We start from the raw sequence: 21551 nt of genomic DNA on the forward strand, positions 1-21551 counted from the left end.
CCCTGCTGCGTCACTGCGCCCGCTGCTGCGTCACTGCGACCGCCCCTGCGATATCCCGGCTACCCCCAGATATCCGGTTTCACCCAGTACGGAAAGACCAGAGCCCGCACATGGCGGAACGCATGGCTGTGGCCTGCCACCCTCGGCCGTCGAGGGTGGCAGGCCACAGCCATACCGCATCCGAACTGCGTGAATATCAGGCGGCTACCAGCGATACCAGCGGCCGCTGCCGCCCTTCGGACGAGCCACGAAACCGACCAGCCACAACACCAGGACGGCGATCGCGACCCACCAGAGAATCTTCAGAGCGAAACCCGCGCCGAAGAGAAGCAGAACCAGCAGAAGAACAAGAAGCAGGGGAACCATAGTTATCAACCTCCGAAGCACCGCATGCCCCACCACATGCTCGACATGCACGCGGAACTTACCTGTTTCTTATCGACACAGGCGGGAACACGCGTCAGCCACTTTTGAGCGCTTCCCCCTCGCACCCCGTCCACATCAGGAGAGCCCCCGGTGCCGGGACCGGGACCGTGCATGCGCCGGTCGGACGCACCGACGGTCTCCTCCTGGCGGAGGAGGCCGGTCCGGGACCCAGGTCCCGGACCAGAGGTGGACAGGACCGCGGTCCTCGTGCCCTTGGGCGATGTGCCGTACCAGGGCGGGTTCCTAGCCTCAAGGCATGCGATCACACCAAGCGGACGATGCTCAAGGAGACCCCGTGACCACTGCCAGCCCCGCCGCACGCCGCGCCTTGGCCGTGGGCCTCACCCTCGCCGCCTGCCTCACGTCCTCCCCCGCCCTGGCCACGGCCGCGGAGACCCCCACCCAGGACAGCTCCGGGACCGGACTGGACCCGTACTACCGCCAGCACCTCGGCTGGGGCAGCTGCATCAAGGGCCCCGACGACACCACGGGCCGCGATCTGGACCAGGCAGGCGTGCAGTGCGCGGACGTGACCGTGCCCCTGGACTACACCGACCCCCGGGGGCGCACGATCACCGTGGCGATCTCCCGGCTCAAGGCCACCGACACCCGCCACCGCATCGGCGCGATCCTCCTCAACAACGGCGGTCCGGGCGGTCCCGCGCTCCAGTCCCCGCCGCAGGCCCGTGCGTCGATGAAAGAGGTCGGCGCGCGCTACGACATCGTCGGCTTCGACCCGCGCTTCATCGGGCGCAGCACCGCGCTGGACTGCGGCTTGCCCGTCGGCATGACCTGGCTGTCCGCCGGCGCCGGCCGGGCGGGCTTCGACCGCCAGGTCGCCCTGCAGAAGAGCCTGGCCGACAAGTGCCGGGCCACCGACGCCGCGGTGCTCCCGCACATCACCACCCGCAACACGGCCCGCGACATGGACGTCATCCGCGGCACGCTGGGCGAGCGGAAGATCTCCTTCCTGGGCTACTCGTACGGCACCTACCTGGGCACGGTCTACACGCAGATGTTCCCCGGCCGCCACGATCGGATGGTGCTGGACGGGGCGATCAACCCGAGCGACTACCGCCCCCGGCTGCTGAAGGGCACCGAGCGCGAGAACGAGAAGGCTCTGTCCGACTGGGCCGCCTGGGCCGCGGAGCACCACGACACCTACGGCCTGGGCCGCAGCCGCGCAGAGGTCCTCGGTACCGTCGACCGCATCGTCGCGGCGGCCGCGCGCGGTCCGCTGACCATCGGCGCCGGCGCCGATGCCTTCCGGATCGACGAAAGCCAGGCCCCGCTCCTCCTCTTCTCGGGCATCGCGGACGACACCGCCCCGGCGCGAGCGTCGTTCGGCGAGCTGCTTTCCGTACTGGCCAAAGCCGCGGAGGGCCGGCCGACGACGGTGCCGCCGACGCTCGTCCCGGAGCTGCGGTACGTGCTGCGCGGTGAGGGCGAGCCCACCGGCGTGCAGTCCGCCGTCCTCTGCGGGGACGTAGCCGCCGAGCGCGATCCCGAGTTCTACTGGCGGAACATCGAGCGCAACCGCACCGCGCACCCGCTGTTCGGCGCTCTGACCAACAACATCAACCCGTGCGCCTTCTGGGACTCGCCGCGCGAAGAGCCCACCCGGGTGCAACGCGATGCCCCCGCACTGATCGTCGCCGCCACCGGTGACCCGCGTACGACGTACAAGGGAAGCGTCGAACTCCACAAGCAGCTGCCGAGCTCCAGGCTGGTCACCCTCGAGGGCGCCAACCGGCACGCCCTCTTCGGGCGCTACGGCAACGCGTGCGTGGACGAGCAGGTCAACCGGTACCTGGCCACCGGCAAGCTGCCGGCGAGGGACCAGACCTGCGTCAAGCAGGCAGGGTAGGGCACGCGGTTCGCGTTCCGAGCGCGCGGACCAGCAGCAAACCCCCCGGCCAGGGGCCTGTGATGTGACAGTGGGCCGCGCTCTGCGGATGCACCCCGGCGAAGGCGAGGGCGCGGTCGCCTCCCTCATCGTGTAGGCCTTCAGATCGTCTTGCTGTCCCCCGACCGGCACGGTGCGGTACGGGCCCATGCGCCGCCCGGACCGACGAGTAGGCACGCGAAGGCATTTCGAACCACGAGGCACACGACGCCAGCCTTGTGAGGGAGCGCCCGGTGGCGTGATCGCGCCGTTCACGGAGCGCGTGGAATAGGTACGCGGACGATGGGGCACCGATGCCCGCATGCACCTCATGAACGAGACGCAACACTTCACCGCCCTGTCGGCACGGCTGACCGGCTTCGACCAGGCCGACCTGGAGGCCACCGGACTCGCGGGGGAATACCGGGCGGTGGCCACGGAGCACCTCGGCACCGAGAGCTACGACCGGCTGCTGCGCGAGCTGCAGAATCCCGATGACCTCGTGGACGTCGACCTGCGCGAGGCCGCGCGAGCCGTCACGTATCTCTGGTTCACGGGCAGTTGGTTCGGGACCTCGACCGTGGTCTCGCCCCGTGCCTACGCCGAGGCCCTGATGTGGAAGGCGGCGGGCCTCAAGGCTCCCGCCTCCGGCCCGGGCGGATACGGGAGCTGGGCCGAGGCGGACGGACACGCCCCGACGGGCGACTGGGCCGAGGCGGGCGGCCGGTGACGCGGTACGACGTGATCGTCGTCGGCGCCGGTGTCGCCGGGTCGTTGGTCGCGCACCGGCTCGGCTGGAACGGGCGGCGGGTCCTGGTCCTGGAGGCGGGCGCGGCCGGCCCGGGCGGTGACGAGCCGGCCACCGACCCGCTCTCCACCTATCTGACGGCCGCTGCCAGGCTTCCCGGCTCCTCCTCCGGACCCCATCCGGCCGCCGCGTCGCCGCAGGTGACGGACCTCACCGGCATGGACGGGAGACCCGGCTTCCGGGCGGCCGGCCATGTGCTGCAGGACGGCCCGCTCCCCTACGCCAGCGGCTACGTCCGCGCCAACGGAGGCACCGGCAACGTGTGGACCGGCCTCGCACCGCGCATGCTGCCGGAGGACTTCGACACCGAGCGCTTCGGCTACGGGCGGCGGTGGCCGCTCACGTACGACGAGCTGGAGCCGCATTACCGGGCGGCCGAGGAGGAGTTCGGGGTGGCAGCCGACGCCGACGATCAACGCGTGCACGTCGGCCTGCCCTTCCCCGAGGACTACGTCTTCCCCATGCGGCCTCTGCCCGCCGCGCGGCTGGACCGCCTCTTGGCGGCCCGCCTCGACGGGCGGCGCGTGAGCGACCCCGTCGCCCTGAGCGACGTCGAGCTGAAGGTGGTCGGCACCCCGCACGCGCGCAACGGCGTCCCGGACCCCCGGTACGACGGCGGCCGCGGCTACGTCCCACGCGGCCGCGGCGGCCGCAAGGACCCGGGCAGCCGCTGCGTGGGCAACGCGACCTGCATCCCGCATTGCCCCTCATACGCGAAGTACACCCCGCAGAAGACCCAGGGCCGCTGGAGCACCACCGTCACGCTACGGGACAGGTCCGTGGTGAGCCGTGTCCTCGTCGACGGGAGGGGGCGGGCGACCGGAGTCGAGTACCGCTCCTACGACGGGGAGGTGTCGACCGCACACGCCGACGTCGTCGTGCTCGCCGCACACGCCGTGGAGAACGCACGACTCCTGCTCCTCTCCCGGCTCGCCGACCGCAGCGGCCAGGTCGGCCGCAACCTGATGGACCATCCGGTGCTGCTGACCTGGGGACTGTTGCCCGAGGAGACCCGACCGTATCGGGGTCCCGGGTCGGTCTCCGGCTTGGAAGGCTTCCGCGCCGGGCCGGCCCGGCGGCGAAGGGCGCCGTTCCGCATCGAGTTCGGGGCATGGGGGTGGGTCTGGGCCAAAGGGCCCGTCGAGACGGACGTCGCTCACTTCCTCCTCGAACGGGGGCTGCTGGGAGCGGAGTTGCGGCGGGCGGTCGGGGATCGGATCCGCCGCCAGTTCACCCTCCAGTTCGAGATGGAACAGGGCGCCGACCCCGCCAACCGGGTCACCCTCCACCCCTCCGAGCGCGATGCCCTGGGACTCCCCCGCCCCCTCGTCACGTACGACCTCGACGAGCACGTGAAGGCGGGGATCGCAGCGGCCGGCGCGGTCTCGGACCAGATCTTCGCGCTGCTGGGCGCCGAGGACCACACCGACTACGCGCCCCCAGCGGCCTGGCCCGGCCGCTTCGAGCACGGTGGGCGTACCTACGGCTACCGGGGCGCCGGCCATGCCGCCGGCACCCACATCATGGGCGACTCCCCCGCCACATCGGTGGTGGACGCCTGGCAGCGCTGCTGGGACCACCCCGGCCTGTACGCCGTGGGCTGCGGCAGCATGCCGTCGGTGGCCACCTCCAACCCGACGCTGACGATGGCCGCGCTCGCCCTGCGCAGCACGGAACGCATCGAGGCGGACTTGACCGCGCGCGACCGCCCGGCCCACGTCGGGCCGTCCCGACCAACCCTCGCGACGAGCGAAACGACACCGACCCGAGGAGCCCTCACATGACCGACCCGCTGCCCCTGCCGCCCGTGCCCGAGCCGTTCCGGCTCCCCTTCCACTACGGAGCACTGCACCAGATCGGCCTCGACTGGCTGGTCGAACCGGAGCCGGTCCGCGAGCTGCTCGCCAAGCACCACCCGGACCTGACCGCGGCCACCTTCGAGGACGGGCGAGCGCTGGTCTCTCTCAACTACCAGTTGTACTTCGCGCAGTACGCCTTCGGCGGCGGCGTCACCCAAGAGATCGAGTTCAACGTCATCGCCTTCCCCACGACCGAGAGCGACCGGCTGCCCCGGCTGGCCTACGCCCAGTTCGCGCAGGGATGGGACCAGACGAAGCTGCTCGGTATCGCCCGCCTCCACGTCGTGTGCGACAACCTCTTCGCGATCCGAGCCGGTCAGGAGATCTACGCGGAACCCAAATACCCGGGCTGGTTCGAGGTCGACCTGCCCTCCCTCAACGGCCCCACCGGCGAGACCTGGAACGTACGGTGCAACGCCGCCTCCCTCGGCCCGAACGACACCCTGAAGCAGGAAGCGACCCCGCTGCTCGACGTCACCGCGAAGCTGGACGGCCTCGCCGCGGTCGCCGCCAACGCGGCCCCCGTCACCGGCTACGGCACCGACCGGGAGGGGCGCCTGCTCGCCGGCCCCATGAACCTCTATCAGCCGTACCAGTGGTACGACCTGACCCGCCCCGAACACTCCGAGCGCACGCGGCTGACGGTCCACGCTCCGGACGGCGACCTCGGGCTCGGCATCCGCGCCGTACTCGCCGACGGCACACCGGCCGCCGGTGCCTGGACCTACCAGTCACCACCAGTCGCCGCCCACAACCGCCCGTACTACCTGCCGACGGGCGCACGCCCTTGAACAGGGGCGGTGCAGCCCGTCGCGCCAGGTACCGGACGCAGGGGGTGTTGCCTATCCAGCGGGGGCGGGGAGAGACTGCTTGCGAGCCGAGAGGAGGTGCACCCGTGGCAGCAGCTGAACCGGAGCACGTCGCCTGGTTGTCCGAGAGGCAGTTGGCCCGAGCCTGGCCGACCATCCGGGCGGCCTGCCTGGACGCCACCGCGAATGCCAACGGAGTCCGCAGCAACCTCCGCGTATCGCACTCCACTTGGGGCGAGAGCAGGTGGCGCACGTACCACGCCGCAGACGCCGCCCGAGTGGCCAGGGCGATCGCCGACGGCACCGCGGAGCTCCAGCCGCACTGGCGGAACGACACCCCCGAGGCCAAGCTGCTCGATCAGCGCCATCGCAGGAAGAACCTGCCCGGTGCGATCGGGTGCGCCCTGCTCGTCGCCGTCCCGTTGGCGATCGTCATCATTCTCCTGATCATCTCCTGGAACGACTCCGGCTCGTCTTCGCCGTCCTACTGGCACTGACCCACGAAGATTCCGCTCAGTCATCTCTCGCCCACGCGGTAGAACAAGCAGAAACTCCCGGCCCCCTACACGGACTCACCGAGCCGGCGATCGGTGAGTCCTTCTGCTCTCCGCTCCCCGCATCCCCTCGACTTGGCCGTGGCAGCAGGGGTCTGACCAGCAGTGTTGCGGATCCGCACTACTCTTTCGATCATGCGTATGAACATCATCGGCCTCGTAGCTGTCGTGAGCGCGGGTCTCCTGGCCACGGGGTGCGGGGGCACCGGCTCCCGGTCCGCCGCGCCCGCGCCGTCCGTCAGCCAGCTGCCGATCCGGCTCGACCGACCCGCACCCCGGCCCGAGGGCGACCTGCAGCCGTCCCCCGCCGCCGACGCACCCTTCGCGGCGAACCTGGAGTACGAACTCCGCAAGAAGACACTCGCCTTGGCCAACGCCACCGGCGAGGTCAGCGCCAAGTGCCCTCAGGACGTGGCCTCCAGGAAGGGCACCACGGTCGTGTGCACGTCCCACTTCAAGGGTGCCGAGGTGGAGTGGGACGTCGCCATAGGCGACAAGCCCGGTTGGTCGCAGAACTACGTCACCTTCACCGCTCGGGCGCGCAAGGGCATCATGTCGAGGGAGGGCGCCCAGCGGATCATCTTCGGCAACTCCGACGGGACCCTGGACCACATCCGGTGCACCGACATACCGGAGGCCGTCGCCGTACCCATGGGCCCCACCCCCCAGTACGCGTGCCAACAGGTCATGAAGGACGGTCAGGTGTACTACCCCCAGGCGATGCGCGCCACCGAGGACGGGCCGCGCGCGTACTGACGGGACGGGACGGGATGGGGCGGGATGGGACGGGGCCGCTGCAGGCTGAACCGGGCGCAGCGCACGCGACGGCCGCCGTCACGAGTTCCCCGAGGCGGTCGGGCGCGGAGTCGATGCTGCCTATCGTTGACGGCATGGACGTATTCGACGAGCTGTTGCGGGGCGTGCGGGGCAAGGGGGCGGTGTTCGGGCGTTCGGTGTTGTGGCCGCCCTGGTCACTGCGGTTCACCGACGGGCCCTACCTGACGCTGCTCCTGCCGTTGCGCGGCGCGGGGTGGATCGTGCCGGAGGACGGGGAGCCCCGGCGCGTCGCGATCGGCGAGGCCGCCATCGTCCGGGGGCCGGCGCCGTTCTCCTTCACCGACGACCCGGCCGACGCCGCAGATACGGGACGCGCCGCCGGAGTGCGGGAAGTCCGCTGGGGCGAGGAACCGGCGGACGCGGCCGAGCCGGAGCGGGAGTTCACCGGCCCGACGGTACTGCTCGCCGCCGCCTACGACGTACGGGCCCAGGTGCCGCAGCGGTTGCTGCGCGCGCTTCCGCCGGTGCTGGTGGTGGCCGACGACGCGGACTGCACGCCACTGCGCGACTACTTGGAGGGGCAGATCGGCATCGGCGGGCCGGGGCGCCAGATCGTTCTCGACCGGCTGCTGGACTGGCTGTTGGTGTGCACGTTGCGGGACTGGTTCGACCGGCCCGAGGCGCGGCCACCGGGGTGGTACGCCGCGCTCGGCGACGAGGTGGCCGGCCCGGCGCTGCGTGCGATCCACGCGGATCCGGCGCACTCCTGGTCGACGGCGGAGCTGGCGGCGCGGGCGGGCGTGTCGAGGACGACCCTGGCGAAGCGGTTCACCGAGCTGGTCGGCGACGGGCCGGTGGCCTATCTCACCGAGTGGCGGATGACGCTCGCCGCCGACCTGCTGAGCAGTACCGAGCTCACGGTGGCGGCGGTGGCCCGGCGGGTCGGTTACGCGGACGCCTTCGGCTTCGGCGCCGCGTTCAAACGCCTGCGCGGCGTGAGCCCCGGCGCCTACCGCCGAGAGGCCGCCCCGGAGCCGGACCGGGCCGCTCCGGCGGGCTGAACCGGGCGCGTTCCCCGGCGCAGCCAGGCGCCGGCGCCGGACCCGGACCCGGGGCGAGCGTCTGGCGCACCGGGTCCGTACGTCCGCCCGTCCCCATGCGTCAGGACCAGGCGCCCGCGGCCGCCGCGTCACGGGCGAACTCGGCGACGTCGCGCGGCGGGCGCCCGAGCGCCCGGTGGACGCCGTCCGTGAGCGGAGCCTCCTGGCTCGTGCGGATCGGCTCCATCGCCTCCGTCCAGACCACGGCCTCCTCCTCGGGCACTCCCTGCGCCACGAGCCCGGCCCGGTAGGCCGACGGTTCGACCGGAACGTAGGCGGCACGCACCGCGGTGGCCTCCGCGATCTCGCCCAGCACGTCGGCGACGCTCAGCGCGCGGGGGCCAGACAGTTCGTACACCTCTCCGTGGTGACCGTCCTCGGTGAGGGCCGCGACGGCGACCGCCGCGATGTCGTCGGCGTCGATGAACGCGGCGGTCCCGTCCGCGGTGGGCAGGGCCAGTTCACCGGCGCGCACGCCGTCGCGGAAGACGCCTTCGCTGAAGTTCTGGGCGAACCAACCGGGACGCAGGATCGTCCAGGCGACCCCGGAGGAGCGGACGGCCGCCTCGCTCTCCCGGTGCGGGGCGCCGACCGCTGTGGAGAGGTGGCCCGGAGTGTCGACGCCGCGGGCCGAGAGCAGCACCAGCCGGCGCACGCCGCTCGCGACGGCCCGCTCGACGAAGGCGGGCGTCGGGGAGGGGGATCCCTCGGGCCCGACGACGTAGACGGCGTCGGCTCCGTCGAGGGCCGGCTGCCAGGTGTCGGGGTCCGACCAGTCGAAAGGCGTGTCGCCGGACCGGGAAGCCGCGCGGGTCTCCACGCCCGACTCGCGCAGGAGGGCGACGACCCTGCGGCCGGTCTTGCCGGTGCCGCCGAGGACCAGGACGGTGGCCGGGGTGTTCGTGGTGTCGTTGTCGGGGCTGTAGGGGCTGTAGGGGCTGTCAGGGCTGTCGGTGTGTGTCATGCGTCGAGCCTCACAGGACGGGGCACCGGCTGCCATGGGTGATCGTCCGCACGGCATGTCCGAGCGTCCGGCCGGGGAGCGGCATCGACGTGCTCCCGCGCCGCCCCGGACATCGGGAGGCAGGCGCGGGACACGGGCGCCGGTCCGTGCTCGCCCTTCAGCCGGCCGCGTTGACGCGTTCGCCTTCCGCCAGGTCGTCGCCGTGCTGCCAGGCGTAGAGGGTGTCGCCCTCCTTGTACCCGTAGTACGTGCCACACCGCAGGGTGGCCTTGCCCCGGGCGTCGCCCGGGAACCAGTCCGCCCGCATCTGGACGTCCTTGGCGTTCGCCGCGGGCTCGGCCTTGCACTGGGCCGGGAGCTCGCCGGCCGGGAGCACCGCCTTCAGGAGCCGCTCGCCGCCCGTCGTCTTCATCGCGTACCGGACCGACTTCGCCTCGTCCGGCAGCCAGCGCGGGACGGAAGTGCGCCCGGCCTTCGCCTCGGCACCCGTCGCGTAGGAGCTCGTCTCCTGGTGCCGGTTCGCCACCCAGTCGCTCACGGCGGGCACGGCGACCGCCGCTGCCACGCCGAGGGCGACGACGGCTCCGGAAGCGGCCAGGACGATGTTCTTGCGACTCATGGTGCTTTGCTCCTGTTGCTGGCTGATTGCGTGCTTCCATCCTTCGGGCCGGAGCGCGCGGATCCATCCGTCCGACGGCCGGGATCCGCGTACCCCTCAGGTCGCACGGCCCTGAGGGCTCCCGGATGCCCGCCCCTGACGGAGAGGGCCATGCTGGGGTCCTTGCCCGCATCCGGGCCGACGCGTCCCACCGCTGCCGGAAGCGTCGGCCCGGCACGGCCGGGGCTGCCCGGAGCCGTGCCGGGAGGGCAGGCGGCCGTCAGCCGTTCAAGGGAGGAGGAGCGGGGGCAGAGGTGCCCGTCAGTCCGGCCGCGGGCCGATGACTCGGGTGCCGTCCTCAACCGTGATGGCCCGGGCGGGGCACATGTCGGCCGCGTCCAGGACGACTTCCCGGGGCGGGACCCCGTCCGCGCGGGGGCGCGCCCGGTCCTCGTCCAGCACGAACACCTCGGGGGCCGTACCCGCGCAGATGCCCGATCCCTGGCACAACTGCCGGTCGACCCGGACCGTCCACGTCACGTCGGCGCTCACCAGGCCACCGGCATGACACGCGGACCGCGCACCAGCATCTCGGTCTTCCAGGTGATGTCGCCCGCGAGTCGGAGTCCGGGGAAGCGCTGGAGGAGCGCGTTCAGGGCCTCCTGGAGTTCCATCCGGGCCAGCGGGGCTCCCAGGCAGTGGTGGACACCGTGGCCGAAACCCAGGTGCTGGCCCGCGGGACGCGCGATGTCGAGGACCCCGGGCGCCGTGAAGCGCAGCGCGTCGCGGTTGGCCGCGCCCGTCGCGACCACGACCGGGTCCCCGGCGGCGACCAGGGTGCCGCCGACCTCGATGTCCTCGGTGGCGTACCGGGCCTGGCTCGCTCCGCTGCCCAGCGGGACGAAGCGCAGCAGTTCCTCCACGGCGTTCGCGATGAGGGCCGGGTTCCCCCGCAGCAGCGCGAGCTGGTCCGGGTGATCGAGGAGGGTGAGGACGAAGTTGGGAATCTGCGAGGCCGTCGTCTCGTGGCCGGCCACGAGGACGGCAACGCACAGGTCGATGAGCTCCAGTTCGGAGAGGCGGTCGTCGTCCGCCTCCCGGGCGTCGATGAGGGCCGTCATCAGATCGTCCCGCGGGCTGCTGCGGTGCGCGTCGATGAGGTCCGCCATGTAGGCGCGCAGTTCGTCGCGGTTGGCGTGGAACTCCTTCGCGGTCAGCGAGCTCGTCGACAGGGCCGCGTCGCTCCACACCCTGAACCGCGGCCGGTCCTCGACCGGAACGCCGAGCAGGTGGCAGATGACGGCGACCGGGACCGGAAGCGCGTACCGGTCGACGAGGTCGGCGGGCGGCCCGGCCGCCTCCAGCTCGTCGAGCAGCCCGGCGGTGAGCGCGCGTACCCGTGGCCTGAGCTTCTCGACCTGGCGGACGGTGAACGCCTTGGCGACCAGGGACCGCAGCCGGGTGTGGTCGGGCGGGTCCATGCCCAGGATCCCGGCGTCGACGCGGGCCTCGGACTGGCGGGGCTCGTCGTGTTCGCTCGCCATCGCGCGACTGAACCGTACGTCGCCCAGCACGAGCCGGGCGTCGGCGTAGCGGGTCACCAGCCAGGCGGGCTCCCCGTACGGCATCCGTACGCGTAACAGTCCGGGGCGCTCGCGCACCCGCTCGTACTCCTCGGCCAGCCCGAGCCCCTCGGCGGTGTTGAAGGGGTAGGCGAAGGGGGTGGTCTCGACACTCGTCACGTCGACCTCCTTGATGTAAGCAGCTGCTTACACGCTAGGACCGGCCACCCGGCCGGTCAACGACGCTTTACAGCCGTTATCCTGACGGGCCTTCCGAGAGGACCAGGTGAGTGAACGAATCCCTCCGGCCACGACCAACGGAACGACCAACGGAACGACAAGAGCGACCGCGCAACGCCGCGGCCACTCGCCTCAGGCTGCTCGAAGCGGCCGCCGACCTCTTCGCGGAGCGGGGCTACGAGCGCACCACGGTCCGGGCGATCGCCGAGCGATCGGGGGCCAACCAAGCCCTTCTCTTCCGCTACTTCGGCTCCAAGGAGGGGCTGCTCACCGAGGTCGTCGCCCGCGGCAGCCTGGAACAGCTGCGCGCCACCCCTCCGGAGGAGCTGTTCGAGACCGCCCTGCGCTCGATGTTGACCCGCAGCGCTCCGGGGGCCGACCGCTCCTTGGAGGTCTACCTGCGGTCTGTCGGTCGGGGGGACGAGGCCAGCGGGACCCTGCGGGAGCTGGGCGGAGAGTACCAGAAGGTGCTGGCCGGCCTGGCCCCGTCCGGAGACGGAGCCCTGCGCGCCGATCTGGCGATGGCCTGGCTCCTGGGAATCGGCCTCATGCGGACGGTCGCCGCGAGCGAGCCCCTCGCCGGAGCGGACCCGGACACGGTCTGCCGACTCGTGCTGGACACCCTCGCGCCGTTCTGGACCACATCGGAGGCGGGAGGGCCCGGGGAGGACGACCGGTGACCTGCCGCGCCGGACGCACCGCCGGCACGACGCCCTCGTGCCGCTCCGCCTGCTCCTGAGCCTCACGCAGGGGGGCGGGAACCCGTGCTCGCGGGCCTGGAGGCAGCAGCACCTCCAGTCGGCGTCCCACATCGAACAGGTCCTGCTCGGCCGCCGTGTCCGCCGGCTCCGCGCAGCAACGCCGAGCGCGGCCTGCACTGGCGCGACGGTTCCGCCACGGCCGAAATGGGCCAGCTCGCTCCTCACGGTGAGCCCAGTCGCTTTGCCACCGCGCGCTCCATCCCACCCGCTACTCCCTCCCAGGAGCAAGGAACAGACGGGCACAGGCCTCCGTGCGCCCCGTGGACCGTCACCCTCACATACTGCGCAGCGCCCAGCACGCCCAGAGGAGGGTGGCCACCGCCGGCACGACGGCCACTGCGCCGAGGGCGACCCCGACCCGCGCCCGGATACGGGTGGCTCCCTCGTTGCCGCGTGCACGTCTCAGGGCGATACATCCTGAGACGACCGCCCACATCCCCAAGGGCAGGATGGAGTAGACAGGGAAGTATCGGAACTGGTTCGGAACGGATTCCGGAAGCAAGGGGCAACCGACGGCCGCGACAGCAGCGATGCCCAGTACGAGCGACCAGGTGCCCGTCAACCGCGGGAGAACGTCTTCTTCTTCGACACAATCGATCTGCTGCTCGGAACTCATGATCCGCAGGCTAGGCGGAGGACGGCATGTTCCACCTGGGTACAACTACCCAGATGGACGTGAGTAGGCCGGGCGCCAGGAACCTCCGGCAAGGACACCTACCAGCCGACGATGAAGCGCCGGGCCATCCAGCTCCTGACGGAGTCGCCACCGGCTGGTCCGATCCTCCCGGTGCGGGCCGGCCCGCGTCGACGGGAGGGCCCCGACCGGCCGGGGGGGGTGGCCGATCGGGGCGGTGCCCGGGCCAGCCGGGGGGGGTGGCCGGCCGCGGGCGTTCGAGGGTGGGGGCGGGCGGGTGGTCGCCTCACGGCGGAAAGCGCTGCGCGGCTTCAGCCGAACGATCTTCCACGCAGGCGGATGGTTGGGCCCGGGGACATCAGCCCTACCCGCCCCCACATATAGATGAACGGTCAACCAGGACGTATTGTTCCCGGCCGCATGCCTGTAGTCCCACTGGGCGCAGCGCGGAGCTCGGCGGCCCGTTGGCCCGCGCGGTGGTGTGGGCGAGGGTTCCGCGTGCCCGGCTGCGTCCGCTGCCGCGCGGATACTGCCCTTGAGGTGCGGGAGGGGACCAGGAGCGCCGGAGAGAGCGAGGCGAGGGGCGGGGCTGCGGGCCACTCGGGATGACCCCCACCACTCCGCCTCTCGCTCCCACCCCAGCATGAGCGCCGACCGCCGGTGCGGCCCGGCCGGCGCCGCCCACGAGGCCCCGCAGTCCCTCGGACGGACGCCGGCAGCAGTGAAGCCGGCGGCGACGGGCGGGTTCTACGAGGTGGGAGTGGGGTTGGTTGCCGGGCCGAGGCGGTGCAGGGCCACTCGTTCTTCGGCAGCGGTGAGTGCGGCGTGGACGGTGCGTTCGCCCATGAGGATGCACAGGGTGTACGCGGCGTTCGCCAGTATGGTCCGCAGGGTGGGGTCCGTGGGGGCGGCCAAGGTACGCCGGCGGGCGGCCCGTAGGTGGGTCAACTGCTGACGCAGGACGACCGGGGGCGGGAGAACGACGCCCGCGGGGTAGGACGGCAGCCCGCGGGCCGCGTCCACCTCGGCGCGCAGGGCGCGTTCCAGCACCGGGGGCACCGCGGTGTCCGCCGTACGCAAGGTCGCCACCGCCGCGGCTGTCCGGGCCGGCGTGGCCCCCGCGGTGCGGGCCGCCTGGGCCAGGATGTGCTCGGTGTGCTCGGCGGTGCAGGGCACCAATGCCATCAGGATCCCCATCGCGCTCTCCCAGCCGACATCACCGCGCAGAGCAGCGACGGCCTCAGGCATCTCGCCCGAGCTGGTGCCGGTGGCAGGGGTTGGGGCTGGCTCTGCGTTCATGGGACCTCGGTCCTCGCGGGACGGAACATCACGGTTCGCCGAACCTAGGGCGCCGTGGGCGCCGCGCCGGTCGGGCTCAGGCGGACCACGCCGTGATTGCCTCGGATGGGTCGATCCCGTGCGCCGCCGCCACATCGGGAGTGCACCGGAACAAGGTGAGCGCGCCGGTCACCTCCAGCAACCGGTGCAGCTGATCGGGTACGGGGCCGGCCAGGATCAGATGGTGGCGGGTACGGGCGACCAGGAGGGCGTTGAGGAAGGAGCTGTCGGCGAAGGCGATGCCGCTGACATCCAGGATCGTGCGGTACGTCACGAACGCGGCCAGGGCGTCGTTGATGACGTGGATGGTCTCCATGTCGAACGGGCCGGACAGCCGGATCACGACCGTGCGATCGGGTTCGTCGACGCACTCGATGTCCGCGACAGGAACGCCCGGGCACGGCGGCGTAGCCGCACGTGGGGGGCCGGTCGAAACGCGATGAGGGTGTTCGGCGCGCTGCTGCATGGCTGCCGTCCTTCTCGGTCGGAGCCCTCCCCTTCCGCGAAACGGGAAGAAAGTGCGCGACCACTACGGCGGCCACACGATTGAGGAGGTCCGGACCAAAAGCGCCACCCAAAGGATGACGCGACAGCACGGGTATCGCCAACGGCTATCTCGAACCTACCCCCGAAAGCGTCGTACACACCGATCGCCATCACCGGCGGTTTCAGCCGGCGATCTGCTTGCGGCCGTTCCGGCCGCCGATGCCGACCTTGCGGGGCTTAGCGCGCTAGGTGTGTTGTCCGGAGGGCCGGGACTCGTACTGGACGTACCGTCGTGGTCCGACAACGCAGGGGGCACCTCCCAGCGGTCGCTGGGGGAGAGGTGCCGTGCCGGGCGCCGTGACCCGGTGAACATTTCCGGTCACAGCACTAGCAGCCCACCACGGCCCGTCGGGTGGACGGGCCGTGGTGGGCGCCGGGCCTCAGCCCAGCTGGTCGTAGTCGAACTGGCGGTCGTAGAGCGGCGCCCAGACCTCGGGCCAGGGAGTGGTGGTGCTCCCGCACGCGCCCAGGACCACGGGAGAGCGCCGGCCGGTGTCGCGAATGCACTGGCCGGTGCTCGCCTCGACGAGCTCCCAGCGGTTCGGATAGGCCTCCGTACCGCGGTAGTTCCAGGTGAACGCGGCGCAGCCCCAGCCGTTGCTCAGGACCAGCGGGGTGCCGGGTGCGGTGCCGCCCTGGGTGCCCAGGCAGTAGGTTCCGAACGCGCCGACGGTGAAGGTGCCGCCGCCCGTGCGTTGGAAGGTGAAACGCTGGTGGAGCGCGTTCTTGCAGTCGAAGGTCTGGATGACCGCGCCCGCCTGGGGCGCCCCGCCGCCGCGGATGTCCAGGCACTTCCAGCTGACGGCGGCCCGTAGCTCGTAGATCGCCGCGTTGTGGAAGTTCGTCGTGTAGGTGATTCCGGGGTTCTCCGCCGCCTGCGCCGGAGACGTCGGCAGTAGCAGGGCCAGCAGCGCCATCAGGGTGGCCGCGAGGGCGTGCCGGCCGAAGCGGATCGACTTTCGGGTCACGCGTTCTCTCCTGTTCCGAGTACGTCCTTGACCCGACGAAGCTAACGAGGCCGGCCGGACGCCCGGTACCCGCCCATTCAGGGGGGCGTCTGCGGGCGAGGCCGCGCGGCACGAAGCTTTTGACCCGATGGCACGCCTGCTCTCGGAGCGGGCTTGTGAGCGACTGATCGTCGATTTCGTCCACCGACTCGACCTCGGGGACCCGGGGTCGGCGGCAAACCTGTTCACGCGGGCCGGCACGTGGGAACGGCCCGCCGGGGACCGCCGCGTCGCGGGCCACGACGCCCTGCGCAGTTACTTCGGCAACCGGCCGCGGACCGGCTGTCACGCCGCATGTGCACCGACATCCTGGTCACCGTGACTTCTGCGGACACCGCCTGTGCCCGGCAGATCGGGAGTGAGCTCGGGAGTCATCTGGATGCCGTCGGAATGCGAACGGCCAGCGGCGTCACAGGCCGAAGGCGCCGCCTTCGATGAGGATGAGCAGTCCGATGGTGATGAGGACCAGCGGCAGCAGGATGTGGCCCCAGCGGGCCAGGGCCCTGGCGATGACGGGGCGGGTGGCGAAGAACCGGCCGGCGAAGCACCACACCGCGACGAGGACGAGGAACACCGAGGCGTACACGGTCATCCCCGTGACGCCGGCGGTGGCGAGCACCGGAACGTAGACGCCGATGTTGTCGCCGCCGTTGGCGAAGGTGACCGCCGCGACCTCCAGGGGGCTGGGGCCGCCCTCCTTCGCCTGCTCCTCTTCTTCATCCTCGTCGCCGTCGCGGTGGGCCTTCCACGCCTGCCCGGCGGCTTTGAGGCCGAGTGCGAGAGGCAGCAGGCCGAGGTAGGGAATGGACGACGCGGGAAGGAAGGTGGCGCCGAACGCTGCGGCCACGGCCACGGCGAGGATCGCCGCGAAGCCCAGGTACTGCCCGAGGACGATGCGCCGGACGGATCCCGGGTGGTCGGCTCCCTGGGCGAAGAACAGCGCCAGGATCAGGATGTCATCGATGTTCGTGACGGCGAACAGCCCGGCAGCCTGCCCGATGATGCCCAGGTCCACGAGTGGTTCCCCTCCACTTCGGTACGGGTGACCCGCTGAAGCTACCTGGGAGTCCGGGCCGCCGATCGCGAACGGTTCGGGCTGGGGCCGCTACCCCGCCGGTGCGGCCGCCTCGATGTCCGACTTCCGGCGATCAACCTGCTCGCGGTGCGGATCCTGGGGGAAGCGCCTCGATTCACGAGACAGGCCGCTTGGCCCCGGATGGGCGCGTATCCCTCCAGGCCGGCGCGTATGGCGGAGCCGTCCTGGTCGAGAGTCGGTGCTGGGGAGAGCGGAAGACCGTCACGGTCTAACCGCCGTCGCCCCAGCACGACACGCCTGCACAGAAATTCTCGCGAACCGAGCATTGGGCCTCAAAGGCAGCGCTGACGCCCATTTTCAGCAATTGCTCTTCGCATATTGCCCGGCTGTACGCCGACTGCTCACACCCGCGTCACAGACATCGCTCAGCATTGCCCGGGGGTACCGGAAGGTTATTCGATCACGAGTTCCACGGGGATGTTGCCACGGGTGGCCTTCGAGTAGGGGCAGACCTCGTGGGCCTGCTTGACGAGCAGGGCGCCCGTCTCGCCCGCGAGGGCCTCCGGCAGCTCGATGCGCAGGGTCACGGCGAGGGCGAAGCCCGTGGCGTCCTGGCCGATGGAGGTCTCCGCGGTGACCGACACGTCGCTGGTGTCGACCTTGGCCTGGCGGCCGACCAGGCCGAGCGCGCTGGCGAAGCAGGCGGCGTAACCGGCGGCGAAGAGCTGCTCGGGGTTGGTGCCCTGACCGTTCCCGCCCAGCGCCGGAGGCATGGCGAGCGCAAGGTCGATCTGGCCGTCGGAGCTGACGGCGCGGCCTTCGCGGCCGTTGGCGGTGGCGACAGCGGTGTACAGCGCGTCCATCGGGGTTCCTCTCGGAGGGGGTGAACCGTTGCGGCCGGGGTCCGGTCGCTCCACCAATGAAGCACACAGTTTGATTGAGCGCAACTAAACTGTGCACAACTCAATCGCTGGCAATCGTCTCGGGGTACACTGGGTCCCATGACCGAGCAGCAGCGCGACCCCCTCTCCGACCAGGACTTCCTCCGCCTGGACGGGCAGATCTGCTTCGCGCTCAACGCCGCGAGCCGCGCCTTCGGCGGGCTGTACCGCGTCGTCCTCAAGGACCTGGGCCTGACCTACCCGCAGTATCTGGTGATGCTGGTGCTCTGGGAGCGCGGCGAGATGCCGGTGAAACAGCTCGGACAGCACCTGCGCCTCGACTCGGGCACCCTGTCCCCGCTGCTCAAGCGCCTCGAAGCGGCCGGCCTGATCCGCCGCGAGCGCAGCACCGAGGACGAGCGCTCGGTGCACGCCGTCCTCACCGCGGAGGGCGCCGCACTGCGGGCCCGCGCGGTGGAGGTGCCCCGCCGGATCGCACGGGCGACGGGATTCGAGTTGGAGGAGATCCGTGACCTCCAGACGCGGCTGAGCCGCCTCACGGAAGCCCTCGACACGGCCACCGCCGACGAGAGCGCCAAGGACGGCGGCGAGGGGTTGGCCGGTCGCTGAGGTCAGGGTCGACGAGGCGATCCTGGGGGCCACGCCCTCATCACGGATGCCGGATTTGAAGCCGCGCACCACGTCGGTGACGATGGCGCCCCCTGGGCGACCTCCGAGCCGCCCCTGGTGGCACGAGCGCGCCGGTGACGGACAGCGGGGTCAGACGGGCAGAGAACGGGGACACGATCGGCATACCCAGCCCGATCGGCGGACCGCTGAAGGCCGACGCCGGGATTCGTGCCCTTTGGCGCATCTGATGCGGTGCGGGGTGTGGACCCCGAGCCAGGACTCTTCCAGCATGGTCGCTCCTGCCGCTGCAAGACGCTCTCGGAAGGCCGCCCCCGCGGCTTCCCGACAGCGTCGGGCGCAGACACGGCAGATCCCCTGTCCCTGTTGGAGGTTGGCCGGCCGCGGGGCGACCACGTGCCCGACCGGACAGCGGATCGTGTGCGGGGCGCCGTTGCCCAGCCAGGTGTCCTCGAGGAGCTGCGCGCCGGCTTCCGCAAGGCGTTCTCGAAAGGCGCTCTCCGCACGTAACGAGTGCGCGGGGCGAAGAGGGTGCACGTGCTCTCCCGGGTCCTGGAGCCTCACCGTACGGGCGTCGACGGCCACCAGGAGTTCTACCCCGGATCGACCTTGAAACGGGCAGGAGAGAAAGCGGTCGACGCCGGGGCACGCCGGCGGGGCGAACGGCGGCCGAGGCCGCCGGACCACGGGCCGGTGCTACGAGGCGGGTGTGGGGCTCGTCGCTGCCCATGCCGCCCGGGTCAAGGCTGCGACCGCCAGACCGTCTTGGGGCCGGGCGTGTTCGGTCATGCGCCGATCATGGCACGGACGACCGACGCCTCCTCCGCGACCCCGCGACCCCGACGGGTCTCGCCGACCGTCAGCCCAGGAACCGCTCCAGGGCCTCCACGATCAGCGCGTGATCGTCGAGCTGCGGGAGCCCCGACACCGTTACGGATCCGATGACGCCCGCACCCTCGACGGCGATCGGGAACGAGCCGCCGTGCGCGGCGTAGTCGGCGGGATCGAGCCGTGCGTCGGTGTCGAAGTTCCGGCCGCGCGCACGGAACCGGGTACCGGTCAGCAGCGAGGAGACGCCGAATCGCTCCACGGTACGGCGCTTGCGGTCGGCCCAGGCGTCGTTGTCGGCGCTGGCACCGGGCAGCGCGCAGTGGAACATCTGCTGCGCCCCGCGGCGGATGTCGATCACCACGGGCGCCGACCTGTCACGGGCCAGCGATACGAGCAGGTTGCCGAGCGCCCAGGCGTCGTCATGGGTGAAGTGGGGCAGGACGAGGCGCGCCTCCTGCGCCTCCAGCACGGCCACGTCGGCGGCGCCGGCGGGAAGGGCGACCGGCACGGTCGGGGTGGGCGCGGGCAGGGGTACGGGTACGGGGGTCTCCTGGGCAGTCATGCGCCTACTTTGGCAACAGCGTTGCCAAAGTGCAAGCGGCCTGGGCGCTCGCCCCGGTACAGCATCGGATGGGCGAGCAGCCTCGACGTCGAGCCCCCTTCCGAGGCTGAAGAGCCGAGGGCGCGTACCAGTCGGACGGACCGGTGCGTCCGGTTCGTGCAACTGCCCCGGCGCCGGGCACAGGTCGTGCGCAATGGTCAGGGCGTGTCGCCGGAGAAGTGCAAGCGGCACACCACCCCCGGGCCACCCGGCGGACGCGGCTCGCCGGGGCGCGGGTCGTAGAACGCGCGGCCGCCGGGCCACCGCGACAGCTCGGTGGACAGGGCGACGCCGTCGTCGACCTCCTCCGGCCGCCAGCCCGTGATGTCGAGCAGCAGTCCGTCCAGGGGCCCGCCGACGAGGACTGCGTACCTCCGGTGCGGCAGCGGTCCGGGGTCGGGGTCGTCGTGGTCACGGCCGTACACCCGGCCTCGCATCAGCTGCTCGTCATCAGCGTTCATACGACCAGCCTTGCAGCCACCACCGACAGCGCGTGCCCGGTCCCCGGCGAGCCCGCGCTGCTCACCCGGCCCGGCCCGTGGAGGGTCAGTGACCGGTGCCGGCCTTGACCGCTCGCGTGGCGAAGTAGCCGGAGAGCCAGCCGGCGGTGGCGTCCGAGTGGTGCGGCGCCTCGGCGAAGCCGGTGATGGCGAAGCCCGCCGCGATCTGGCCGCCGAGCTGCTCGGTGAGCGAGTGGCTGTACTCCACCGGCGCGTCCAGGCCCCACAGCCGTTCCCGCTCGGCGGGCTCCAGGTGGGTGAGGTCGCTGTAGGGCAGGCGGTGGCGCACGATCAGCTCGCCGCGCGCCTCCAGGGGCTCCGCGTCGAAGAGGTAGACGTCCGGGTTGAGGAAGCCGGACAACAGCGTTCCGCCCGGGCGCAGCACGCGGTGGCACTCGCGCCAGACCGGCGCCGGTTCCGGCATGAACAGGTTGGAGACCGGGTGGAAGACCAGGTCGAACGAGGCGTCCGGGAAGGCGCTCAGGTCGCGCGCGTCGCCGAGCACGGTGCGCAGGTCGAGCCCTTCGCGCTCCGCGACCATCTCGTCCTGCGCCAGCTGGCGGGGCGAGTTGTCGAAGACGGTCACCCGCGCGCCCGCCGCGGCCAACACCGGACCCTGCTGCCCGCCGCCGGAGGCGAGGCAGAGCACATCGCGACCAGACATGTCCGGCGGGAACCAGGTCCGGTCGACCGGCTCGTGCCCGATCAGGACGACGGACCACTGACCGGCCCGCGCCTTCGCGATCACCTCGGGGCCCACCGGGCGCGACCACTCGTTGCCCGCCTCCACCTCGCGGTCCCAGGCGAGGCGGTTGTGCGCGACGGGGTCGACGGGGTCAACGGGAGTCTGGCTCATGCGCCACACCCTAGTTGCAGCACCGCACGAGTTCCGCCGACGGCTATCGGGCGGTGAGGGGCTCGGGCCTGGCGCACCCGGCCCACTGGCAGGTCTCACGCGCCGGCGCCTGCTGAAGCGCGACCGTCGCCGCCAGGCCCTCGTACGCCAGCGAGCCGGCAGTGCAGCATGTCCCCGGCCTACAGCACCACTTCGGCCATCAGCGCGGGGGCCCGTATAGGGGCAACGCTTGGCGCCTTCGAGCCGGACGACGACGTCGTGGTCGTGGTCGGCCGGCACGTCGGGCGGAGGCTCCGCTGGGGTGCACGGCAAGGTCGCCGGGTAGTGGCC

General features: G+C 71.7%; 23 protein-coding genes and 1 pseudogene. 10 read left to right on the top strand and 14 right to left on the bottom strand.

What is annotated here, in order from left to right:
• Positions 1 to 204: 204 nt before the first annotated feature.
• A complete protein-coding gene (locus ACIBEA_RS30760) occupies positions 205 to 366 on the bottom strand; it encodes a hydrophobic protein (protein WP_283453945.1) in 162 nt (53 codons plus the stop codon).
• A gap of 355 nt (positions 367 to 721) precedes the next feature.
• On the opposite strand from ACIBEA_RS30760, the gene ACIBEA_RS30765 reads away from it, so the two are divergent.
• The 7 genes from ACIBEA_RS30765 (at position 722) to ACIBEA_RS30795 (ending at position 8179) form a co-directional block, all read left to right on the top strand.
• Positions 722 to 2293: an alpha/beta hydrolase gene (locus ACIBEA_RS30765; RefSeq protein ID WP_399266459.1), complete on the top strand. Its 1572-nt coding sequence runs from the start codon at positions 722 to 724 to the stop codon at positions 2291 to 2293.
• A 349-nt stretch (positions 2294 to 2642) separates the two neighbouring features.
• A complete protein-coding gene (locus tag ACIBEA_RS30770) occupies positions 2643 to 3041 on the top strand; it encodes a hypothetical protein (protein WP_399266460.1) in 399 nt (132 codons plus the stop codon).
• The gene (locus ACIBEA_RS30775; RefSeq protein ID WP_399266461.1) at positions 3038 to 4903 is read left to right on the top strand and encodes a GMC family oxidoreductase; all 1866 of its coding nucleotides are present in this window, start codon (positions 3038 to 3040) and stop codon (positions 4901 to 4903) included. The genes ACIBEA_RS30770 and ACIBEA_RS30775 overlap by 4 nt, the downstream gene beginning before the upstream one ends.
• A complete protein-coding gene (locus ACIBEA_RS30780; RefSeq protein WP_399266462.1) occupies positions 4900 to 5769 on the top strand; it encodes a hypothetical protein in 870 nt (289 codons plus the stop codon). Before ACIBEA_RS30775 ends, ACIBEA_RS30780 begins: the two co-directional genes overlap by 4 nt.
• Positions 5770 to 5873: 104 nt before the next feature.
• Positions 5874 to 6284 (top strand): hypothetical protein, encoded by a 411-nt coding sequence (locus ACIBEA_RS30785; RefSeq protein ID WP_399266463.1) that lies wholly within the window; start codon positions 5874 to 5876, stop codon positions 6282 to 6284.
• A gap of 192 nt (positions 6285 to 6476) precedes the next feature.
• The gene (locus ACIBEA_RS30790; protein WP_399266465.1) at positions 6477 to 7097 is read left to right on the top strand and encodes a hypothetical protein; all 621 of its coding nucleotides are present in this window, start codon (positions 6477 to 6479) and stop codon (positions 7095 to 7097) included.
• Between the two features lie 134 nt (positions 7098 to 7231).
• A complete protein-coding gene (locus ACIBEA_RS30795; RefSeq protein ID WP_399266466.1) occupies positions 7232 to 8179 on the top strand; it encodes an AraC family transcriptional regulator in 948 nt (315 codons plus the stop codon).
• A gap of 100 nt (positions 8180 to 8279) precedes the next feature.
• Here ACIBEA_RS30795 and ACIBEA_RS30800 read toward each other — a convergent pair whose 3' ends face one another.
• The 4 genes from ACIBEA_RS30800 to ACIBEA_RS30815 form a co-directional block, all read right to left on the bottom strand.
• Positions 8280 to 9182, bottom strand: a complete 903-nt coding sequence (locus ACIBEA_RS30800) for an NAD(P)H-binding protein (protein WP_399266467.1) — start codon at positions 9180 to 9182, stop codon at positions 8280 to 8282.
• 157 nt (positions 9183 to 9339) lie between these two features.
• Positions 9340 to 9801 carry a hypothetical protein gene (locus ACIBEA_RS30805; protein ID WP_399266468.1) on the bottom strand — a complete coding sequence of 154 codons (462 nt, stop codon included), beginning with the start codon at positions 9799 to 9801 and terminating at the stop codon, positions 9340 to 9342.
• A gap of 300 nt (positions 9802 to 10101) precedes the next feature.
• Positions 10102 to 10332: a ferredoxin gene (locus ACIBEA_RS30810; RefSeq protein WP_399266469.1), complete on the bottom strand. Its 231-nt coding sequence runs from the start codon at positions 10330 to 10332 to the stop codon at positions 10102 to 10104.
• Positions 10329 to 11522 carry a cytochrome P450 gene (locus ACIBEA_RS30815; protein WP_399266470.1) on the bottom strand — a complete coding sequence of 398 codons (1194 nt, stop codon included), beginning with the start codon at positions 11520 to 11522 and terminating at the stop codon, positions 10329 to 10331. The genes ACIBEA_RS30810 and ACIBEA_RS30815 overlap by 4 nt, the downstream gene beginning before the upstream one ends.
• Positions 11523 to 11632: 110 nt before the next feature.
• On the opposite strand from ACIBEA_RS30815, the gene ACIBEA_RS30820 reads away from it, so the two are divergent.
• The gene (locus ACIBEA_RS30820; RefSeq protein WP_399266471.1) at positions 11633 to 12262 is read left to right on the top strand and encodes a TetR/AcrR family transcriptional regulator; all 630 of its coding nucleotides are present in this window, start codon (positions 11633 to 11635) and stop codon (positions 12260 to 12262) included.
• 355 nt (positions 12263 to 12617) lie between these two features.
• On the opposite strand, the gene ACIBEA_RS30825 is transcribed toward ACIBEA_RS30820, so the two are convergent.
• The 4 genes from ACIBEA_RS30825 to ACIBEA_RS30840 all read right to left on the bottom strand — a co-directional run bounded on the left by ACIBEA_RS30825 (position 12618) and on the right by ACIBEA_RS30840 (position 15829).
• Positions 12618 to 12959: a hypothetical protein gene (locus ACIBEA_RS30825; RefSeq protein ID WP_399266472.1), complete on the bottom strand. Its 342-nt coding sequence runs from the start codon at positions 12957 to 12959 to the stop codon at positions 12618 to 12620.
• 765 nt (positions 12960 to 13724) lie between these two features.
• Positions 13725 to 14276, bottom strand: coding sequence for a DUF5133 domain-containing protein (locus tag ACIBEA_RS30830; RefSeq protein ID WP_399266473.1), 552 nt, complete (start codon positions 14274 to 14276; stop codon positions 13725 to 13727).
• Between the two features lie 76 nt (positions 14277 to 14352).
• A complete protein-coding gene (locus ACIBEA_RS30835; RefSeq protein ID WP_399266474.1) occupies positions 14353 to 14781 on the bottom strand; it encodes an STAS domain-containing protein in 429 nt (142 codons plus the stop codon).
• Between the two features lie 460 nt (positions 14782 to 15241).
• Positions 15242 to 15829: an RICIN domain-containing protein gene (locus ACIBEA_RS30840; RefSeq protein WP_399266475.1), complete on the bottom strand. Its 588-nt coding sequence runs from the start codon at positions 15827 to 15829 to the stop codon at positions 15242 to 15244.
• A 127-nt stretch (positions 15830 to 15956) separates the two neighbouring features.
• Here ACIBEA_RS30840 and ACIBEA_RS30845 point away from each other — a divergent pair.
• A pseudogene (locus ACIBEA_RS30845) lies at positions 15957 to 16213 on the top strand (nuclear transport factor 2 family protein); the annotation flags it as partial.
• Between the two features lie 64 nt (positions 16214 to 16277).
• Here the strand turns inward: ACIBEA_RS30845 and ACIBEA_RS30850 are convergent.
• Positions 16278 to 16883 (bottom strand): cadmium resistance transporter, encoded by a 606-nt coding sequence (locus ACIBEA_RS30850; RefSeq protein ID WP_399266476.1) that lies wholly within the window; start codon positions 16881 to 16883, stop codon positions 16278 to 16280.
• A gap of 473 nt (positions 16884 to 17356) precedes the next feature.
• Positions 17357 to 17767, bottom strand: a complete 411-nt coding sequence (locus ACIBEA_RS30855) for an organic hydroperoxide resistance protein (protein WP_399266477.1) — start codon at positions 17765 to 17767, stop codon at positions 17357 to 17359.
• Between the two features lie 138 nt (positions 17768 to 17905).
• Between ACIBEA_RS30855 and ACIBEA_RS30860 the strand changes: the two genes are divergently transcribed.
• Positions 17906 to 18415 (top strand): MarR family winged helix-turn-helix transcriptional regulator, encoded by a 510-nt coding sequence (locus ACIBEA_RS30860; RefSeq protein WP_399266478.1) that lies wholly within the window; start codon positions 17906 to 17908, stop codon positions 18413 to 18415.
• A gap of 877 nt (positions 18416 to 19292) precedes the next feature.
• On the opposite strand, the gene ACIBEA_RS30865 is transcribed toward ACIBEA_RS30860, so the two are convergent.
• The 3 genes from ACIBEA_RS30865 to ACIBEA_RS30875 form a co-directional block, all read right to left on the bottom strand.
• Positions 19293 to 19826 carry a heme-degrading domain-containing protein gene (locus tag ACIBEA_RS30865; protein WP_399266479.1) on the bottom strand — a complete coding sequence of 178 codons (534 nt, stop codon included), beginning with the start codon at positions 19824 to 19826 and terminating at the stop codon, positions 19293 to 19295.
• A gap of 197 nt (positions 19827 to 20023) precedes the next feature.
• On the bottom strand, positions 20024 to 20326 hold the full coding sequence (locus tag ACIBEA_RS30870) for a hypothetical protein (protein WP_399266480.1): 303 nt from the start codon (positions 20324 to 20326) through the stop codon (positions 20024 to 20026).
• A gap of 85 nt (positions 20327 to 20411) precedes the next feature.
• Entirely contained in the window at positions 20412 to 21221 is an 810-nt protein-coding gene (locus ACIBEA_RS30875; protein WP_399266481.1) for a class I SAM-dependent methyltransferase, read from the bottom strand.
• Positions 21222 to 21551 lie beyond the last annotated feature (330 nt).

The sequence above is a fragment of the Streptomyces sp. NPDC051555 genome (assembly GCF_044454405.1).
Classification (GTDB): domain Bacteria; phylum Actinomycetota; class Actinomycetes; order Streptomycetales; family Streptomycetaceae; genus Streptomyces.